The organism is Clostridium sp. B9, from assembly GCF_050509515.1.
Taxonomy (GTDB): Bacteria; Bacillota; Clostridia; order Clostridiales; family Clostridiaceae; genus Sarcina.
Genome location: NZ_JBNWKA010000003.1, coordinates 2,917,000 through 2,934,497, shown reverse-complemented (window position 1 = coordinate 2,934,497; position 17,498 = coordinate 2,917,000). Strand labels below are relative to the sequence as shown.

The 17,498-nt window shown below is 28.4% G+C and carries 23 protein-coding genes; 22 read left to right on the top strand and 1 reads right to left on the bottom strand.

Going from position 1 to position 17,498, the window contains the following annotated elements:
- The first annotated feature begins 13 nt into the window (after positions 1–13).
- The 10 genes from ACQZHJ_RS13005 (at position 14) to ACQZHJ_RS12960 (ending at position 7,194) form a co-directional block, all read left to right on the top strand.
- Positions 14–730, top strand: a complete 717-nt coding sequence (locus ACQZHJ_RS13005) for a DUF881 domain-containing protein (protein ID WP_430485980.1) — start codon at positions 14–16, stop codon at positions 728–730.
- Between the two features lie 12 nt (positions 731–742).
- Positions 743–1,081: a small basic family protein gene (locus ACQZHJ_RS13000; RefSeq protein WP_430485979.1), complete on the top strand. Its 339-nt coding sequence runs from the start codon at positions 743–745 to the stop codon at positions 1,079–1,081.
- Positions 1,082–1,093: 12 nt separating this feature from the next.
- Positions 1,094–1,825 (top strand): DUF881 domain-containing protein, encoded by a 732-nt coding sequence (locus tag ACQZHJ_RS12995; RefSeq protein WP_430485978.1) that lies wholly within the window; start codon positions 1,094–1,096, stop codon positions 1,823–1,825.
- Positions 1,826–1,921: 96 nt separating this feature from the next.
- Positions 1,922–2,581: a YggS family pyridoxal phosphate-dependent enzyme gene (locus ACQZHJ_RS12990; RefSeq protein ID WP_430485977.1), complete on the top strand. Its 660-nt coding sequence runs from the start codon at positions 1,922–1,924 to the stop codon at positions 2,579–2,581.
- A 19-nt stretch (positions 2,582–2,600) separates the two neighbouring features.
- Complete coding sequence (locus ACQZHJ_RS12985) at positions 2,601–3,059, top strand: cell division protein SepF (protein ID WP_430485976.1); 459 nt, start codon at positions 2,601–2,603, stop codon at positions 3,057–3,059.
- A complete protein-coding gene (locus ACQZHJ_RS12980; protein WP_430485975.1) occupies positions 3,059–3,820 on the top strand; it encodes an RNA-binding protein in 762 nt (253 codons plus the stop codon). The genes ACQZHJ_RS12985 and ACQZHJ_RS12980 overlap by 1 nt, the downstream gene beginning before the upstream one ends.
- Positions 3,821–3,832: 12 nt before the next feature.
- A complete protein-coding gene (locus ACQZHJ_RS12975; protein WP_430485974.1) occupies positions 3,833–4,450 on the top strand; it encodes a DivIVA domain-containing protein in 618 nt (205 codons plus the stop codon).
- Positions 4,451–4,585: 135 nt separating this feature from the next.
- On the top strand, positions 4,586–5,506 hold the full coding sequence (locus ACQZHJ_RS12970) for an RluA family pseudouridine synthase (RefSeq protein ID WP_430485973.1): 921 nt from the start codon (positions 4,586–4,588) through the stop codon (positions 5,504–5,506).
- 4 nt (positions 5,507–5,510) lie between these two features.
- On the top strand, positions 5,511–6,053 hold the full coding sequence (gene pyrR, locus ACQZHJ_RS12965) for a bifunctional pyr operon transcriptional regulator/uracil phosphoribosyltransferase PyrR (RefSeq protein WP_430485972.1): 543 nt from the start codon (positions 5,511–5,513) through the stop codon (positions 6,051–6,053).
- 13 nt (positions 6,054–6,066) lie between these two features.
- Positions 6,067–7,194, top strand: coding sequence for a THUMP domain-containing class I SAM-dependent RNA methyltransferase (locus ACQZHJ_RS12960; protein ID WP_430485971.1), 1,128 nt, complete (start codon positions 6,067–6,069; stop codon positions 7,192–7,194).
- Positions 7,195–7,333: 139 nt separating this feature from the next.
- On the opposite strand, the gene ACQZHJ_RS12955 is transcribed toward ACQZHJ_RS12960, so the two are convergent.
- Positions 7,334–9,061 carry an Rqc2 family fibronectin-binding protein gene (locus ACQZHJ_RS12955; RefSeq protein WP_430486899.1) on the bottom strand — a complete coding sequence of 576 codons (1,728 nt, stop codon included), beginning with the start codon at positions 9,059–9,061 and terminating at the stop codon, positions 7,334–7,336.
- A 90-nt stretch (positions 9,062–9,151) separates the two neighbouring features.
- Here ACQZHJ_RS12955 and dapF point away from each other — a divergent pair, with 90 nt between their 5' ends.
- The 12 genes from dapF to efp all read left to right on the top strand — a co-directional run bounded on the left by dapF (position 9,152) and on the right by efp (position 17,452).
- A complete protein-coding gene (dapF, locus tag ACQZHJ_RS12950) occupies positions 9,152–9,970 on the top strand; it encodes a diaminopimelate epimerase (RefSeq protein WP_430485970.1) in 819 nt (272 codons plus the stop codon).
- Positions 9,971–9,987: 17 nt separating this feature from the next.
- Entirely contained in the window at positions 9,988–11,010 is a 1,023-nt protein-coding gene (locus ACQZHJ_RS12945; protein WP_430485969.1) for a hypothetical protein, read from the top strand.
- A 98-nt stretch (positions 11,011–11,108) separates the two neighbouring features.
- Entirely contained in the window at positions 11,109–12,482 is a 1,374-nt protein-coding gene (locus ACQZHJ_RS12940; RefSeq protein WP_430485968.1) for a GspE/PulE family protein, read from the top strand.
- The gene (locus ACQZHJ_RS12935; RefSeq protein WP_430485967.1) at positions 12,469–13,488 is read left to right on the top strand and encodes a type II secretion system F family protein; all 1,020 of its coding nucleotides are present in this window, start codon (positions 12,469–12,471) and stop codon (positions 13,486–13,488) included. Before ACQZHJ_RS12940 ends, ACQZHJ_RS12935 begins: the two co-directional genes overlap by 14 nt.
- The gene (locus ACQZHJ_RS12930) at positions 13,481–13,906 is read left to right on the top strand and encodes a prepilin-type N-terminal cleavage/methylation domain-containing protein (RefSeq protein WP_430485966.1); all 426 of its coding nucleotides are present in this window, start codon (positions 13,481–13,483) and stop codon (positions 13,904–13,906) included. The genes ACQZHJ_RS12935 and ACQZHJ_RS12930 overlap by 8 nt, the downstream gene beginning before the upstream one ends.
- Positions 13,907–14,026: 120 nt before the next feature.
- A complete protein-coding gene (locus ACQZHJ_RS12925) occupies positions 14,027–14,473 on the top strand; it encodes a type II secretion system protein (protein WP_430485965.1) in 447 nt (148 codons plus the stop codon).
- 80 nt (positions 14,474–14,553) lie between these two features.
- Complete coding sequence (locus ACQZHJ_RS12920) at positions 14,554–14,928, top strand: hypothetical protein (RefSeq protein ID WP_430485964.1); 375 nt, start codon at positions 14,554–14,556, stop codon at positions 14,926–14,928.
- Entirely contained in the window at positions 14,918–15,355 is a 438-nt protein-coding gene (locus ACQZHJ_RS12915; protein ID WP_430485963.1) for a type IV pilin, read from the top strand. Before ACQZHJ_RS12920 ends, ACQZHJ_RS12915 begins: the two co-directional genes overlap by 11 nt.
- A complete protein-coding gene (locus tag ACQZHJ_RS12910; protein WP_430485962.1) occupies positions 15,339–15,968 on the top strand; it encodes a hypothetical protein in 630 nt (209 codons plus the stop codon). Before ACQZHJ_RS12915 ends, ACQZHJ_RS12910 begins: the two co-directional genes overlap by 17 nt.
- A complete protein-coding gene (locus ACQZHJ_RS12905; protein ID WP_430485961.1) occupies positions 15,940–16,383 on the top strand; it encodes a hypothetical protein in 444 nt (147 codons plus the stop codon). The genes ACQZHJ_RS12910 and ACQZHJ_RS12905 overlap by 29 nt, the downstream gene beginning before the upstream one ends.
- Positions 16,370–16,723, top strand: coding sequence for a hypothetical protein (locus ACQZHJ_RS12900; protein WP_430485960.1), 354 nt, complete (start codon positions 16,370–16,372; stop codon positions 16,721–16,723). Before ACQZHJ_RS12905 ends, ACQZHJ_RS12900 begins: the two co-directional genes overlap by 14 nt.
- A gap of 171 nt (positions 16,724–16,894) precedes the next feature.
- The gene (efp, locus tag ACQZHJ_RS12895; RefSeq protein ID WP_430485959.1) at positions 16,895–17,452 is read left to right on the top strand and encodes an elongation factor P; all 558 of its coding nucleotides are present in this window, start codon (positions 16,895–16,897) and stop codon (positions 17,450–17,452) included.
- Positions 17,453–17,498 lie beyond the last annotated feature (46 nt).

Here is a 17,498-nt window from a genome sequence, read left to right as displayed (position 1 = left end):
GGAGGAGTGCTTTTTGAAAAAGTTGTCTTCACAAATTATCATTGGAATAGTTTGTGCTATGTTAGGTTTTTTGTTAACTTATCAATTTAAGGTTATAAATAACAAGGAAAAGAGCATAATAGAAAATTACAATCAAAATGATATTGTGGCTGAGATAGATGGTCTTAAAAAAGAAAAAGAAGAACTTCAGAAAAATAACGACTCTTTAAGTAAAAGACTTAAGGAAATGGAGGATGCCGCAGCATCTAAAGGTGATGTAAACAATCAGATAAAAGAACAATTAGATAAGACAAGAATGATATTAGGTGATGAAGAAGTTAAAGGGCCTGGAATAGTGTTAACAATAACACCTAAGTCACCACTACTTACTTCAAAAGATCCTCAATATATAAGTGAACGTGAGATAATTCACATATTAAATTTACTATCATTTTCAGGAGCAGAAGCAATATCAGTAAATGATATTAGGATAACTCCACAAACAGGAATTAAGAATGCTAGTAACTTTATATGGATAGGAAATAATGAGAGAATTTCTACAAGAGATAGCTTAACTATAAAGGTTATTGGGAATCAAGATAATCTTATAAAGGGAATAGACTTCCCAGGAGAGATGGATTATGGAGCATTAGGTGGAAGTTATGATTATAAATATGAAAAGAAAGATAATATCGTAATACCTAAGACTACTCAAAAACTATCCTCAGAATACTTGAATAAGGTTGAATAGGAGGGGTATTAGATGATAGTATTTATTGGATTGCTAGTAGGTATAATTCTTGGAGTAATATTTCCAGGAAGCATACCAGATAAATTTTCACCATATTTATCTATAGCTATAGTTGCTTGTTTAGATTCAGTTTTTGGTGCAGTAAAAGCAAGCTTAAAGAAACAATTTCAAGCTGATGTATTCATATCTGGATTCTTTGGAAATGCTGCATTAGCTGCTTTATTAGCTTATCTTGGAGATAAATTAGGAATACCACTATACTTTGCTGCTGTTATTGTTTTTGGTAGCAGAATATTTAATAACTTTGCTGAAATAAGAAGGATTTTATTAGAAAAAAGCAAAGAACGATAAAGAGGTGGGGCTTTGAAAAATAGGGAGTTTACTATTTTTATATTTATAGCTTCTATTATAGTTGGGCTTTTGATATCAATGAACATTAGTTTTGATGGTACAGAAACAACTAAGGTATTAAGTGCTAGGGAATATCAAGAAGCATATAATAAGAGAAATGATCTTTATAATGAAATATCAAAATTAAAGGAAAATAATCGAGACTTACAAAAGAAGATAAATAATTATTCAAGAAATGATGAAACTAGTAATAAAATCTCAAATGATATGATTGAGGAATTGAATAAAAATTTAATGCTTTCAGGGCTAACAGAGGTTAGAGGACCAGGACTTAAAATTGTATTAGAAGATGGTGGAGAAGCCTTTGATGGTGAGGTTGTAGATGACTTCATGAGACTTCTTAGAACAATTCATGATGATGACATGATTCAAGTTATAAGTGAGCTGAAAGCAGCTGGCGCAGAAGCAATATCTATAAATAATCAAAGAATTATTTACACTACAGAAATTTATTGTGGAGGGCAATTCTTAAGGATGAATGGTGTTAAAATACCAGCTCCATTCTATATCAATGTTATTGGAGATCCAGAAAAAATGGAAAACCAAATAATGAGAGATGGTAGTTATATGAAAAAACTTATGAGTAGAGGAATAAAGGTTCAAATAACTAAGAGTAATGATATTGTTATGCCAGCATATATAAGTGATATGGATCCAAAGTATATGGTTCCAAATGAAAAATAATAAAGTTTTTTTGTAAAAAAATTGTACAAAAAAGAGGATTTTCTATTCCTATAGAGAATAATATAATGTAATATATAATTAAAGGAGACAGTAAAAGTGGAAATTAAAGAAAACTTAGTAAAAGTAACACAAAAAATACCAGATAATGTTCAACTTATTGCTGTATCTAAAACAAAAACTATTGAAGAGATGGAAGAAGCTTATGATTTTGGCATAAGAAAGTTTGGTGAAAATAAGGTTCAAGAAATAATAAGAAAATTTGACGAATTTCATCAAGATGTAGAATGGCATTTGATAGGGCATCTTCAGACTAATAAAGTAAAATATATAGTTGATAAAGTCCATCTTATACAATCATTAGACAGTGTTAAATTATTAAAAGAAATAGAAAAAGTATATGGTAAACATAATAAAATTGCTAATACTTTAATTCAAGTTAACATAGGAAGAGAAGAACAAAAATATGGTATCTTGGAAGAGGAATTAGATGAACTTATAGAGGCTGTTGAAGATTGCAATAGCGTCAATGTTTTAGGTATTATGACTATAATTCCAAAGGGAACAGAAGATGAGAATAGAGCCTATTTTAAAAAAGCACATAAATTATTTTGTGAGCTTAAAGAAAGAAAATTAAAAAATATAAAAATGGATATTCTTTCAATGGGAATGTCAAATGACTTTGAAATTGCCATTGAAGAAGGAAGTAATATGGTTAGAGTTGGCCAAGGAATATTTGGTGCAAGAATATATAAATAGTGATTAGGAGGATGTAATTATGTCTAAAGTTGTTAGCAAAATGAAGAGTTTTTTAGGTTTTGATGAATTTGAAGATGATGAAGTTATGGATGAAGTAGTTGATGAAGAGGTAATGGAAGAGGACGAAGCTTTCGCTCCTGTATTATCATCTTCTAAAAAAGGAAGTAAAGTTGTAAATATACATACAGCTAATACAGCTAAATTAATGATAACTAAACCATTAGTTTATGATGATGCAACTGAAATTTGTACTGCATTAAAAAACAGAAAAATCGTTGTTATAAACACAACTTCACTAGAGCTTAGAACAGCTCAAAGATTAATAGACTTCGTTGGAGGAGCTTGCTATGCATTATGTGGAGAGCTTCAAGAAGTTGAAAAAGGTGTATTTATAGTATCACCTTCAAATGTTGAAGTAACAAATGAATTAAAAAGTGAATTAACTAATAAAGGAATGTTCAACTGGGCTTCAAAATAATGAATAAAAAAGATTTTTTAAATTTATTAAATTTAGAAGAATATGAAGCTGTAAAACTTTATGAGAAGTTTAATTTAGCAAGAACAAGAAATATTACTGTATTTACTGATGAATTTTATACTCCAGATGTATGGAGTACTCTGCAGGAAATTAAATTTTTTGATATAACTGTAGAGAGTTATGGTGTTTTTGAAGATGGGGATAGGAGAGTCATAGCTTTTAATAAAGAAGAATATGATCAATTCCCAATAAGTCTTTTGAAAATTCAATGCAATACTAAATTTTCTAAATTAGAACATAAGGACTATTTAGGATCTATTATGGCTTTAGGCATAAATAGAAATAAAATAGGCGATTTAATTTTAAAAGAAAATGGCTGTTACGTTGCGGTTCATCATAGTATAATTGATTATTTGATTGCTAATTTAAGTAAGGTAAAAAACTTAAATTGTAAGTGTGAAATAATTTATGATTTAGATGAAACACCTAAACCAAGCTATGAAGAAAGAAGCGTTATTGTAACTTCTAAGAGATTAGATTGTATAGTAGCAGCTTTAGGAAATATATCAAGAAGTAAGGCTTTAGATAACATAACTTCTGGAAGCGTACTTTTAGACTATAGGATAACTAAGGATAAGAGTAAAGAGGTTTCTGAAAACTCTAGGCTTACAATAAGAGGCTTAGGAAAATTCAAAATAAGTAATATTTTCGGAACCACTAAGAGTGGAAGATTAAAACTGACAGTATTTAAGTATACATAGGAGTGTGATTATATGAAGTTGACCCCAATGGATATTAACAATAAGGAGTTCAAAAGGGTTTTAAGAGGTTATTGTCCGGAGGAAGTAGATGAATTCTTAGACCAAATAGTCGAAGAATATGAGATTCTTTTTAAAGAAAACACTTCATTAAAAGAGAAGCTTGAAAATTCTACAGACAAAATAGAGCACTATACTAAGATTGAGAATACAATCCAAAATACATTGCTTTTAGCTCAAAATACTGCTGAGCAAGCTAAAGCTAATGCTCAAAAGGAAGCTGATGTAATAATAAAGAGTGCAAATGATACGGCTCAAAGAATACTAGATAAAGCTCATAACGATGTTATACAAATCAATGATGAGTATGATAGAGTTAAGCAAGAGTTTACTAAGTTTAGAGCTAAATTTAGAAGTTTTATGAACTTCCAAATAGATACTTTTGATGATTTAGAGAAAGATTTCGTTAAGAATTTTAATATAACTAAGCCAGAAGAGGAAGTAGAAGAGCAGCCTCAAAAAGGAATTAAGGTTGACTTTGAAGAAGAGAAAACTGAGCTTAAAGATATCTATGAAGAAGAAACTAACTTTGATGACGTAAATGAAATCAAAAGTTTCTTTGCAGAAGAGTAATCTATTAGAAAATCTCACTTTAATTAAGGTGAGATTTTTCTTTTTGTTATAATTAGTTGTTGAAATTTAATATGTAATTATATAATATTTAAGATATAGCTTTAAATATTTACTTTAGAATGGAGCAAATAAACTATGAGTTTAAATAAAGAAGTGATAAAAATAACAGAAGAAGAAAAAGGCATAAGAGCAGATAAATTTTTAGCTCTTAAAATTGATGGAGTTTCAAGAAACTTTATTCAAGGACTTTTTGATGATGGAAAAATTTTAATAAATGGAAAAGCGCAAAAAGGAAAATACAAGCTTTCAGTTGGTGATGTTGTAGAAGTAGAGATACCAGAACCAGAAGAATTAAAGGTTGAGGCTGAAGATATTCCATTAGATATAGTTTATGAAGATGAGGACGTAATAGTAGTTAACAAACCAAAAGGTATGGTTGTACACCCTGCACCAGGAAACTATAATGGTACTCTAGTTAATGCCTTATTACATCATTGTGATGATTTATCAGGTATTAATGGAGTTATAAGACCTGGAATAGTACACAGAATAGATAAAGATACTTCGGGAATATTAGTTGTTGCGAAAAATGATAATGCTCACCAAAAGTTAGCAGAGCAATTTAAAGACCATAGCATCAAAAGAGAATACTATGCTGTTGTTGAGGGAAGATTTAAAAAAGAAGGTGGCACAATTGATGCACCTTTAGGAAGACATCATAGAGATAGATTAAAGTATGCCGTGGTACAAGATGGTAAGAGAGCAGTAACTCATTATGAGGTTCTTAAGGTGTTTAATTCATGTTCATTAGTTAAATGTACTTTAGAGACTGGAAGAACACATCAAATAAGAGTTCATATGGCTTTCATAGGTCACCCATTACTTGGCGATACTGTATATGGATTAAAGAAGCAGAAGAAGTTAAGTCAGGAAGGGCAAGTTCTTCATGCTAAAACATTAGGATTTATTCATCCTACTACTGGGAAATATGTTGAGTTTACATCAGACTTACCAGAATCTTTTGAGAAAATATTAGAAAAATTAGGAGGTTGTTAGTTTTATGCATCTTAAGGCAAGTTTATTAGATGAAAATGCTATAAGAAGAGCACTTACAAGAGTTTCACATGAGATAATAGAAAAGAACAAAGGTGTAGATAATATTGTTCTTGTTGGGGTTAAAAGAAGAGGATATCCATTAGCTGAGAGAATATCACAGCTTATAGAGAAGTTTGAAGGAGTTAAAGTGCCTGTTGCTAGTGTTGACATAACATTATATAGGGATGATTTAACAAAGATTAGTGAAAAACCTAATATAAATGATCCTAAGATAGCCCTTGATATTAAGGGTAAAAAAGTTATTATAGTTGATGACGTTTTATATACTTGTAGAACAGTTAGAGCAGCTATTGATGCTATAATGGATCAAGGAAGACCAGAGTTCATTCAATTAGCTGTTTTAGTTGATAGAGGACATAAAGAGTTACCAATAAGGGCTGATTACGTTGGTAAAAATATTCCTACATCAAAGGATGAGATAATAAAAGTTCAAATTCAAGAGATAGATGGAAATGATTCAGTTGAAATATACGAAAATGAAAACTAAGGAGTAAAGTTTTATGGATTACAATTTAATAGCCACTGCAACATTTGGCTTAGAAGCTGTTGTTGCAAAGGAATTAAAAGCATTAGGATATGAAGATTTAAAAACTGAAAATGGAAGAGTTCACTTTGAAGGAGATGAGATGGATATAGCTATCTCAAACCTTTGGCTTAGAACTGCTGATAGAGTTTTAATAAAGGTAGCTGAATTCAAAGCTGAAAGTTTTGAGGAGTTATTTAATAAAACTGTTGAAATTGACTGGAGTCAATATATACCTATAGATGGTAAAATGCATGTTACAGGAAAATCTGTTAAGTCAACACTTTATAGTGTACCGGACTGCCAATCAATAGTTAAAAAAGCTGTAGTTAAGAGCATGAGCAGAAGCTACGGACAAGAATGGTTCACAGAAGATGGTCCAGTTTATAAGATTGAGGTTGGAATATTAAAAGATGTTGTTACTTTAACAATAGACACATCAGGAGAAGGTCTTCATAAAAGAGGGTACAGAGAGAACTCAGGTCAAGCGCCACTTAAGGAAACATTAGCAGCAGCAATGGTTTTATTATCTAAGTGGAGAGGGGAGCAAACTCTTATAGATCCATGTTGTGGTTCTGCAACTATATTAATAGAGGGTGCTATGATAGCTAGAAATATAGCTCCAGGATTACATAGAAAATTCGTTTCTGAAACATGGCCTTCAATAGATAAAGAGATATGGGATCAAGTTAGAGAGGGAGCAGAAAAATCAATTAAGAAAATTCCTCTAGATATAACTGGTTACGATATAGATAGCTGGGTATTAAGTACAGCTAAAAATAACGTAAGAAAAGCAGGATTAACTGACTGTATAACTTTAGAAAAAAGAAACTTCTTTGATTTCTCAACTAAAAAGAAATATGGATATATGATTGCAAACCCTCCATATGGTGAGAGAATAGGGGAGAAAGATGTAGTTTCTAAGCTTAACAAACACTTTGGAGAAGTTAAAGAAAAGTTAGATACTTGGGATTTCAATATTCTAACAGCTTGCCCAGACTTCCAAAAAGAATTTGGTAGAAAAGCTACTAAAAACAGAAAACTTTATAATGGTAGACTTTTATGCTACTACTACCAGTACTTAGATAATAATCTTAAAAAGTAATATGATGAGATAATTTAAATAAATGGCACTATTTTAAGTTTGGAGTGTATATCTTCAGACCTCACTTAAAAATAGTGCTAAATAAAAGGCTATAAATAGTAAGAAACTATTTATAGCTTTTTTGCATATGTTTTATGTTTTATTTTATTCTTTCAATAGTTATTTCTTTTGGTGAGTCCATGTAAACTGTTTTGTTAGTTGCGTATATTACCATTCCAGGTTTTGAACCAGATGGCTTTTTAACGTTCTTAACTAGAGTATAATCTACTGGAATCTTAGAGCCGCCTTTTCCTTTACTATAGAAAACAGCAAGGTTAGCAGCCTCTTCTAAAGTTTTATCTGGTACATCTGAAGTTTTAACAATTACGTGAGAACCAGGTATGTCTTTGGTATGAAGCCAAGTGTCATATTTATCTGCAAACTTTAATGTTAAGTAATCATTTTGAATATTATTTTTACCTACATAAATATCTATTCCATCAGATGAAACATAATGATAAGGCTTAGATTGTTTTTGTTTTTTCTTATCCTTACCATTTCTTCTGAATCTTACATATCCTGTTTCTATAAGTTCATTTTTTATTGCATCTATATCTTCATAGTTATCCGCAACTTGTATGCTTGATGAAACTGAGTTAAGATATTTAAGTTCATCTTCATTTATCTCTAATTGCACTAAAGCAGCTTCTTCGGCCTTCTTTAATTTATTATATTTTTTGAAGTAGAATTGTATATTCTCTGATGGAGTTTTATTTTCATCAAGTTGAATAGTTAAGTATTCTTCTTCCTCACTATAATAATTTAAAAGATCTACTGATTTATCACCTTTATTTATGCTATAAATATATGAAGTAAGAAGTTCACCTTTAATTTTAAAGTCTTCTTTTTTCTCGCATTCTTTTAAAGTGCTTTCTAAAACTCTAATTTTCTTCAAGCATCTATCTATATTAGTATTTATAAGTCTTTGTATATCAGCACTCTTAGCATGAAGTCTATCTTGCTTATCTTTATTAGCAAAGAAAGCATCTAAAAGACTGCTGCTATCCTCATAAACTTCTTTTCTACAATTACCTAATATTGATAAATTCTTAAAGTAGAAATCTATTATTTTATCATTTTCATAAAAAATAGTGTTTTGTTCATTTACAAATATATTTTTAAAGTATTCTGTTATGAAATTAAAGATATCATCAAAAACATAAGAGTCTCCAAATTTATTAGTAAATAAAGAATACATTTCTAGAGAAAGATTTTTACCAACACCAGTTAATATTCTAGAGAATACTTTATCATTGATTTCATTATCTATTTTTACTAATTCTTCTTTTAAATCATCTTTTGAAAAATCAAAAGGATTTAATTTATCAGAAGCTGGAGGGAATACGTAGCTGACTCCAGGATATAAAACTCTAAAGCTATTTTTATTAGCTGTTATATGTTTTATTGACTCCATAATTTTATTATCTCTTTTTCTAACAAGAGATATATTACTGTGTCTAGCCATAATTTCTACAACCAGCGTATAAACACTATCGAATCCCATTTCATCTTTGTTTGCTATATCAATTGAAACAATTCTATCTGTAGATTGTTGATATATGTCAATTATTCTTCCACCAGTTAAATATTTTCTTAAGACCATACAAAAAACTGGAGGTTGTAATGGATTATTCTTACTTATTGTAGTAAAATGTAATCTAGGGTACTTGGAACTAGAAGAAATTAAAAGTTTTTTATTTTCTTTTCCACGTACGTTTATTATTATTTCATCCTTTTCAGGTTGATTTATTTTGTCAATTCTAGAATTTATTAATGAATCTTTTAGTTCATTTATTAAGTTATATAAATAAATACCATCTAAAGCCATGATTTTCTTTCCTTTCTGATTGTTTAAACTTACAGTTAGTATACATCTTATGAACAAAAGTATCAATAATAGGTAAATTGAGGTGATAATATGGACTTTTCAAAAATGCATGGAAATGGAAATGATTTTATAGTTATAGAAGATTTGAATAATGAGTATTTAGGTAAAGAGGGAGAAATTGCTCAGAAAATGTGCCATAGAAGATTTGGAATTGGTGCAGATGGAATCTTAATAGTAAGAAAGAATGAAAATTGTGATATTGAAATGGTAATAATAAACTCAGATGGGTCTTATGCAGCTATGTGTGGAAATGGAATAAGATGCTTTGCTAAGTATGTTTATGAAAAAGGTATAGTTAAGAAACCTGTTTTAGATGTTTTAACTGGTGATGGAGTTAAGAGAATATTTTTAGAGATAGAGAATGATAAAGTAAAGACAATTAATGTGAATATGGGCTTTGGAGATTTTAATCCAAAGAAGATACCAGCTTTATGTGATGAAGAGATAATAGAAAAAAAAGTAAAAATAGGAAATGAAAATTATGTTTTAACATCTTTACTTATGGGTGTTCCTCATACTATCATATTTGAAAAGGAGAACTATCCAATAGAATTTGGTAGAGGAATAGAAAAGTATGAATTATTTCCTCAAGGAACAAATGTTAATTTCTGTAGAGTATTAGATAGAAACACTATGGAAGTTAGAACTTGGGAAAGAGGAGCAGGTCCAACTTTAGCCTGTGGAACAGGAAACTGTGCTTCTGTTATAGCAGCTAATAAATTAGGTTTAGTTGATAAGGAAGTAAAAGTAATAGTTCCAGGAGGAGAGTTAAAAGTTAATATCGAAGACGATGGAGTAAAAATGATAGGTGATGCATCATTTATTTGTGATGGCACATATTTATTTTAGAGAGGGAATGTAAGTAAATGAGGAAAGCTGCTGCTTTTAGTTTAGTATTAGTTATTTTATCAATGGCTCTTGTAGGATGTAATTTTAACAAAAAGGATGGAGATTCTAAGGAGAAAAAGTTGGAACTTCCTAAGAATATCATATCTGTTATTTCTGGTGATGATGTTGAATATTACGGAATAGAGGGAGAAAAGCTGAAAAAACTTAATATTGATTCAAAAAATCATATAGAGGTTTTCAGTGAAGAATTAGGTTTAATAATTTATAGGGATTTTACTGATAAGGGTACAGACTTAATAATTACTGATGGTGAGAAAGAACATAAAATATCAGTAGATGGAAATATAGAAGATTTACTTGTTAGCCCAGGGGGTACAAAACTTCTATATAAATATGATTCAGGGGATAAAATAGGATACAAGATTTTAGACTTACAGAATTTTAAGGAATTTGATTTTAACTCTAACTTAGCTATTTCTGGGGAAAATGTTGAGTTTTTAGGTGAGAATCAATTAGTTTTATATGGTGTTGACTTAGGTGAAAAGAAAAGTGGAATTTTCCTATATGATATAGAAAACGGTAAATATACTTTAGAAAAACCTATAGTTGGTGCATTTATTGACTATATTGACTTAATAGAGAATCAAGTTATCTTATACACTCAAAGCAGTCTTGAAGGAAATAAAGAATGTTACGTTTACGATTTAAATAGCAAAGAAGATTCTGCTATATCAACAGATATTATGCAGATAGAATATTCTATTAAATCAGGTGATAAAGTATATTTTATTGGAACTAAGAATGAAGGAATGAGAAGTTTATATTCTATAGATATAAAAACTCATAAGTTAGATAGATTAATTTATGATTTCCCTAAAAATATTTCTAAGGATACAAAGTTATTAGAAGTTGATGGGAATATATACTTTACTGGATTTAATGATGATGAAGAGAAAAATTCAGTGTATATGTATAGTCCAACTGAAAAGAGCGTTAAGCTTATAGATGGGGGAAAAGGACTATATATGATTATGGAATAATAAAAGTTCTAGATTATTAAAATTTTTTAATAATCTAGAATTTTTTTTGTTTAAAAATTAAATCAATTGTCAATTATTATTTATGTGGAGGTGAAGATATGAATTTTAAAATCAATGATATTGATATGTCACTTATGAGGGAGATACCAAGTAAAACTGCTTTAGAGATGAATATAATAGCCTTGAAAAGTAATGACGATGGAATTTTATTTTATACAGATGAGGATGGATATGAAAAGAAAGATTACCTTTCATTAATATTTAGAGGAAGAAATATCAATTTTGTTATTGGAGAAGGAAATGAAGTAAAGGCTTTAGTAGAAGCTTGCTATGGTAGAAAGGAAATATCAAAGGACAAGCTTGTGGAAGAGGAATTTATAAACTTAATTTTAAATGGCATAGAAAGTAGTACAAGTGATATACATATTGAGCCTTTAGGTGAATTTGCAAATGTTAGATTTAGAATTGATGGAACATTAAGGTTAGTTAAGAAGTTAAAGAAGGATATATATGATAATTTAGTAAATAAGATAAAGTTAAAAGGTGATATGAATATAGGGGATAAGTTAAGAGCACAGGATGGAAAAATAAATTTTAAGGAAGGTTATTGTGAGTGTGATTTAAGAATATCTACAATACCTACTATTTGGGGAGAAAAGGTTGTAATAAGAATTTTATATAAGAAAAATGAACTTATAAATATTGATAGTTTAAGTTTAATTAATGAACAAAAGGAGAAAGTTAAAAGATTATTAAAGCTTAGACATGGAATGGTAATTGTAAATGGACCAACAGGAAGTGGAAAATCTACAACATTATATGCATTATTAAATTCTATAGATAAGGATGGAATAAATATAAGCACAATAGAAGATCCTGTTGAGTTTAGTATAAAGGGGATAACTCAAATTAATGTTAATGAGAAGGTAGATTTAACTTTTGCTAATGGATTAAAGCATATTTTAAGACAAGATCCAGATGTGATATTAATAGGAGAAATTCGTGATGAGGACACAGCTAAGATAGCAATAAGGGCTTCAATAACTGGTCATAAAGTTTATTCAACTATTCATTCAAATAGCGGTAAGGAAATATATGATAGGCTGTTTGATATGGGGGTTGCAAAATACTTAGTCAAGGAAGGGGTTGTTGCCATAATAACTCAAAGGTTAGTGAGAAGAACTTGCGATAAGTGTAAACAAAAATTACCTTTAGAAGAAGTTGAGTTAAAGAGTAAAAAAATTGACTTCCATTTTAAAGGTATAGGATGTAGTGAATGTAATTATACTGGATTAAAGGGAAGAAAGGCAGTTTGTGAAATAATATTTCCTAAAGAATATAAATCTATTGAAGATATTCCATGGGGAGATGAACTTTTAAAATCTTGTTTAAATCTTGTTAGTGAAGGAGAAGTATCTTTAGATGAATATTATCTTCTAAAGGAGTGTGAGGGATTAGATGTTTGGTGTTAAAGATGAAGCTTGTTATATATGCTTGAATTTAAGCACTTATATAAAGTCTGGAATACCCATAAGTAGAGCATTACAACTTATAAAGGGAACTATAAAAAATAAAGATTATAGAAAATCTTTGGAACGTATAGAAGAGAAGGTTGCAAGAGGTGATAATCTGTCAGAAGCATTTAAACATGAAGGAAAGCTCTATCCAAGTATTATGGTTGATATGATAAAAATAGGAGAAGAAAGCGGAAACTTAGAAAATGTTTTAGAGAAGTGCTCTAAAAACATAATGAAAGAAAGAGAAATTAAGAATAAAGTTATTAAAATGCTTAAATATCCAGTAGGACTTTTAGGGGGATTAATAATAATGATATTTTGTTATGGAACATATATATTACCTCAATTTGTTGATATGTACGATTTAGATAAAGGCGATAGTTCAGCTTTAATAACTCTTTTAAACTCTTATGTTACTTTTGTTGAAGAAAATGAGAATATAGAGTTTATAGCTTTCTCATACTTGATATGTTTTTTTATACTGATTTATTTAGGAATTAAGGTTATTAATTTAGAAAAAATATTCTCTAAATTTGAAGCTTATAGAATGTATTATGAAATAAGAATTTTATTTTTAATAAATATGGTTATGGAAAGTGGAGTTTCTTTAACGAATACTTTAGAGATTTTTGGTGAAAACTTAAGTGATAAAAGGGTTAAAGTATATATATGCGATATAAATGAAGAGCTCATAAAAGGAGAAACTTTAAGTGATAGTATTGGAAAGATAGATGTAATATCAGATGTCTCTAGAGGATTCTTAGTAACTGGAGAAGAGAGTGGGATGTTTAATAAAAATGTAGAAGAGCTATTGGGCATAAGAGAAAAAGACTTTGATAGGAGCCTTAATAAGTTGGTGGGAATAATAGAGCCAGCTATGTTTGGAATTATAGGTATTGTTCTTTCTGCTATGATGTTATTAGTTTTAGTTCCTACTTTTGAAGGTATGAAGCATGTATAAGAATAAAGGCTTTACCTTGAATGAGTTAATAGTATATTTAGGAGTCATGAGTTTGGTTGTATCACTACCTACAGGATTTCTTGTTGTACGGGAACGTGGATATGAACTAAAAGTAGAAAATGATATTAATCTTATACATAGCTTTCTTATGGAAGTAAAACAGTTATCAAGAAATGATAACTCATATGGAGAAATAACAATTGATAGTATAGGCAGTGAGTTTATTTATAAAAATAAAGAGAGAATGGCTTATTTAAAATTAGAGAATGTAAAGGTAATGAATAATATGAATGGAACTATTGCTATAAGCAACATGGGAATGATAAAAACAGCAGGAACCCTAACTATTATAGATAAAAATAATAGGCAAAAGAAAATCACCATAGAAGTTGCAACTGGAAAAGTAAATGTTAAATAAGCTTATTAACTAGAATCTTTTTTTAGTTAAGATTAATCAGCTATATCTATAATCAATACTGGCTTAAAATATAGTCGTTAACTGAATAATTATTATGTTAAATCATGGTTTAGGAGTTTTATGAGAAGGAAAAGAAAAGGATATTTACTTGTTGATATAGCGTTGGCATTATCATTAATTTCACTACTATTTTTGGGTATAGGAAGAAGTTTTAGTATATACCTAAATAATAAAAAATATAGTATATCGCTCATTGAAGTAGGAGAAATAATGAATTCTCTTATTTTAGAACTTAAGCATAACATTGATTATGATATTTTGGATAAATATGAAAAAGGAATGTACTTATTTAGTGAGTTAACAATAGAGAATATTATTGATAATAGCATAGTGGAAATTTTAAAGGGTAGTACATATATAGGTAAAACAAAAAGCATAAAAGAGGGATGGTCCCTTGTTTTGAAAAATTATGATGAGCAGTCTATAGGATTACGAATTAATTATAGAGATGATAAAATTCCAATAAGTAAAAGTCAGGAGGAAGTTATATACAAATTTCTAGAGTAAATAAAAGAATAAAGAATAGAGGATATCTCTTAATAGAGTTATGTATATATTTAGGCGCTTTAGGTATTATAACTCTATCATTGACTAAAAATCTTATTTTTTATGTTAAAGAATATAGGAATGAATTAGAGAAGAATAAAGGATTTAATTACTTATTAAACGGAGAAATGTATATAGATTACAGAGTGAATGATAAAAATGTTGAAGAGATTATAATAAATGAAAATACAGATAGTATAACAATTAAGTTTAAGGAAAATGATAAACTATACGAAGATAGGATAGAAAAAGGAATTACGTCTTTAAGGGTTCTATATTCAAGATATGGAGAACATTATATACATTCAATAATAGATAATGTTGAATATTTTGATGTAGTTGATAAAAACAATATATTTTATATAAAGATTAAAGTGATTGGAGAAAAAGAAAGAATATATTGCTATGAAAAATAATATACTTTTTAATTTATTTAAAAATAAAACTTTTAAGAAAAAAGGATTTGTATCTATAGAGGTTATGATAATATCTTTAGTTTGTAGTATTCTAGTAACTATACTTATGGAGAATTCATTTAAAAATAGAGCTACTATGGAAAGAAGATATGACTTAATAGACACATCTTTATCAATAAATGATGAAGAGGAGATTTTTCTTAAAAAGTTAATAGAAAAAGATGTTATAAATAAAGAAACCATTAAGGGTTTAGATTTTAGTGAGGGAAATTTAAAGGCAACCTATGATGAGTCAAAGGATGCTTTAAGGGTAAGTAATAAAAATCAAGATAATGGAGTATATAAACAGAGCTATTATGATTATAGATTTGATAGAGAAAATAATATTTTATTAAAGAGAAGGAGATATTATGAATTTACTAACTAAAAAAATAATTTTAGATAGTACAAATGATATTTCAGTTTTGAAAAATACAAAAGAAGAGCGAATTAAGGTGATTCTTTTAAATGAACATATATTTATAAAAGTATTTAAGATAACTAAAGGAGAGAATAGTGAAAAGAAAATAGATGAACTAATAAAAAATATGTTTTCAATAGATAAACCCTTAGTACATTATGAAAGAATATGGGTAACAGGAAAATGCTATTTGATTGTTTATTTAATTAGATGTGATAAAAGATTTGAGAGGCTTATTAGAGGTAAAAAGAGCTTTAAGCTAATATTAGAAGACTTAATACTAAGTAGGTATATATCACTAAATAAAATTAGAATAGTAATTAGTAGTATGAAAGACTCTTTAAAAATAAAGGCTTATTTTAGGTGTAAGCTTGTTTCTTTAAAAATAGTTAGAGAAGAAAATTATATAGCTGATATAAAGGAAGAACTTGATAAGATTAAAAATGTATTTGAAATTAATATTGAAAAGTTTGATCTAATAGTTCCAAAGGAATATATCAGTGAAAATTTTAGTGAGAATTTTAAGGGCGCAAATATAAAAGAAGCTAGAGGTGATAAATATTTATATAGCAAAGTATAAAAATTTTCTGCCAATAGATTATGTTGAAAGAAAAAATATTGAGAATAAAAGAAAAATAAATATTTATATTTGGCTTATTATATTTTTGAATATAGTTATGTGTGTTGAGATTTCTAAGGAAAATAATAAGTTTGAGAAGTTAAAGTATGAATTTTTAAGAAATAGAAGCAAAAAAGAAAGCTCTTTGGCTGAAAAGGCAATAGATAAAGGTAAAAATATTGAAATATTGCTCAATAATTCAGGAGTATTAGATTTTAAAATAGAAAATGATAGTTTTGATATTAAAGTGAATGAGTTTAGTTTTAATTATGTAGTAAGCAAATTAAGTGATATTAATGGTGTTATAAATGAAATAACTTATGATGAAAATGTGGGAGTAAGAACTTTAAAGGGTGAATTCAATGAAAAATATTAAAATAAACATAGGTGTTTTTCTAATACTATTAATATTTGCTATATTACAAGCAGACAGACTTGTAACTTTGAGGAGTTATAATCAGATTGATTTTAACGAAAATGATAATAGAGAATTAAATTTAAATAAAATGTTATTTCTACTTGAAAATAAAGAATGTAATATATTAAATTTAAAGTATAGTGGTGAATACTGGCAAGGTGAGGTAGTTTTTGAAGGGAATTTAGAAGATTTTATAGTTTACATAAATAAACTCAAAGACAATAATATATATGTAAAGAGTTATAGATTTGAAAAAGTAGAGGAATTGAAGTGCTTTTTGGAGATAAAGGCATTCTAGTCTTGTAAATTTAATGAAAATAATTGCATTTATTATCTTGTTTTGATAAAATATGATTGTTCTTTTACGCTTTAAATAGTAGATAAGTAACAAGATAACCTGGGAGGGTATTAATTTTATCTAAAAAGGTTATAATATAAAATGAATTAATAGATTTTGGAGGGATACTTAATGATATCAGGAAGTGATTTAAGAAAAGGAACTACTTTTGAATTAGATGGACAAGTATACACAGTTATAGACTTCTTACACGTTAAACCAGGAAAAGGTGCTGCTTTCGTAAGAACTAAGTTAAGAAACGTTATAATGGGAGGAGTTACAGATAGAACTTTCAACCCAACTGATAAATTACAAGAAGCTATAATAGAAAGAAAAGAAATGCAATACCTTTACTCAGATGGAGAATTATACTACTTCATGGATCAAGAGACTTTCGAGCAAATTCCTTTAAACTATGAAAAAGTTGAAGATGCTATAAAATTCTTAAAAGAAAACATGAACGCTATAATCAAATTCTACAAAGGAGAAGCTTTCTCAGTAGAAGCTCCAAACTTTGTTGAATTATTAATAACTGAGTGTGAGCCAAGTGTTAAAGGAAACACTGCTACTACAGCTATGAAAACTGCTGTTGTTGAAACTGGTGCTACAGTTATGGTTCCAATGTTCGTTGAAGAAGGAAATACTATAAGAATAGATACTAGAACTGGCGAGTACATGGAAAGAGTTTAATAAAAATAAATTTATGCTAAGTCTTTTAGACTTAGCATATTTAGCA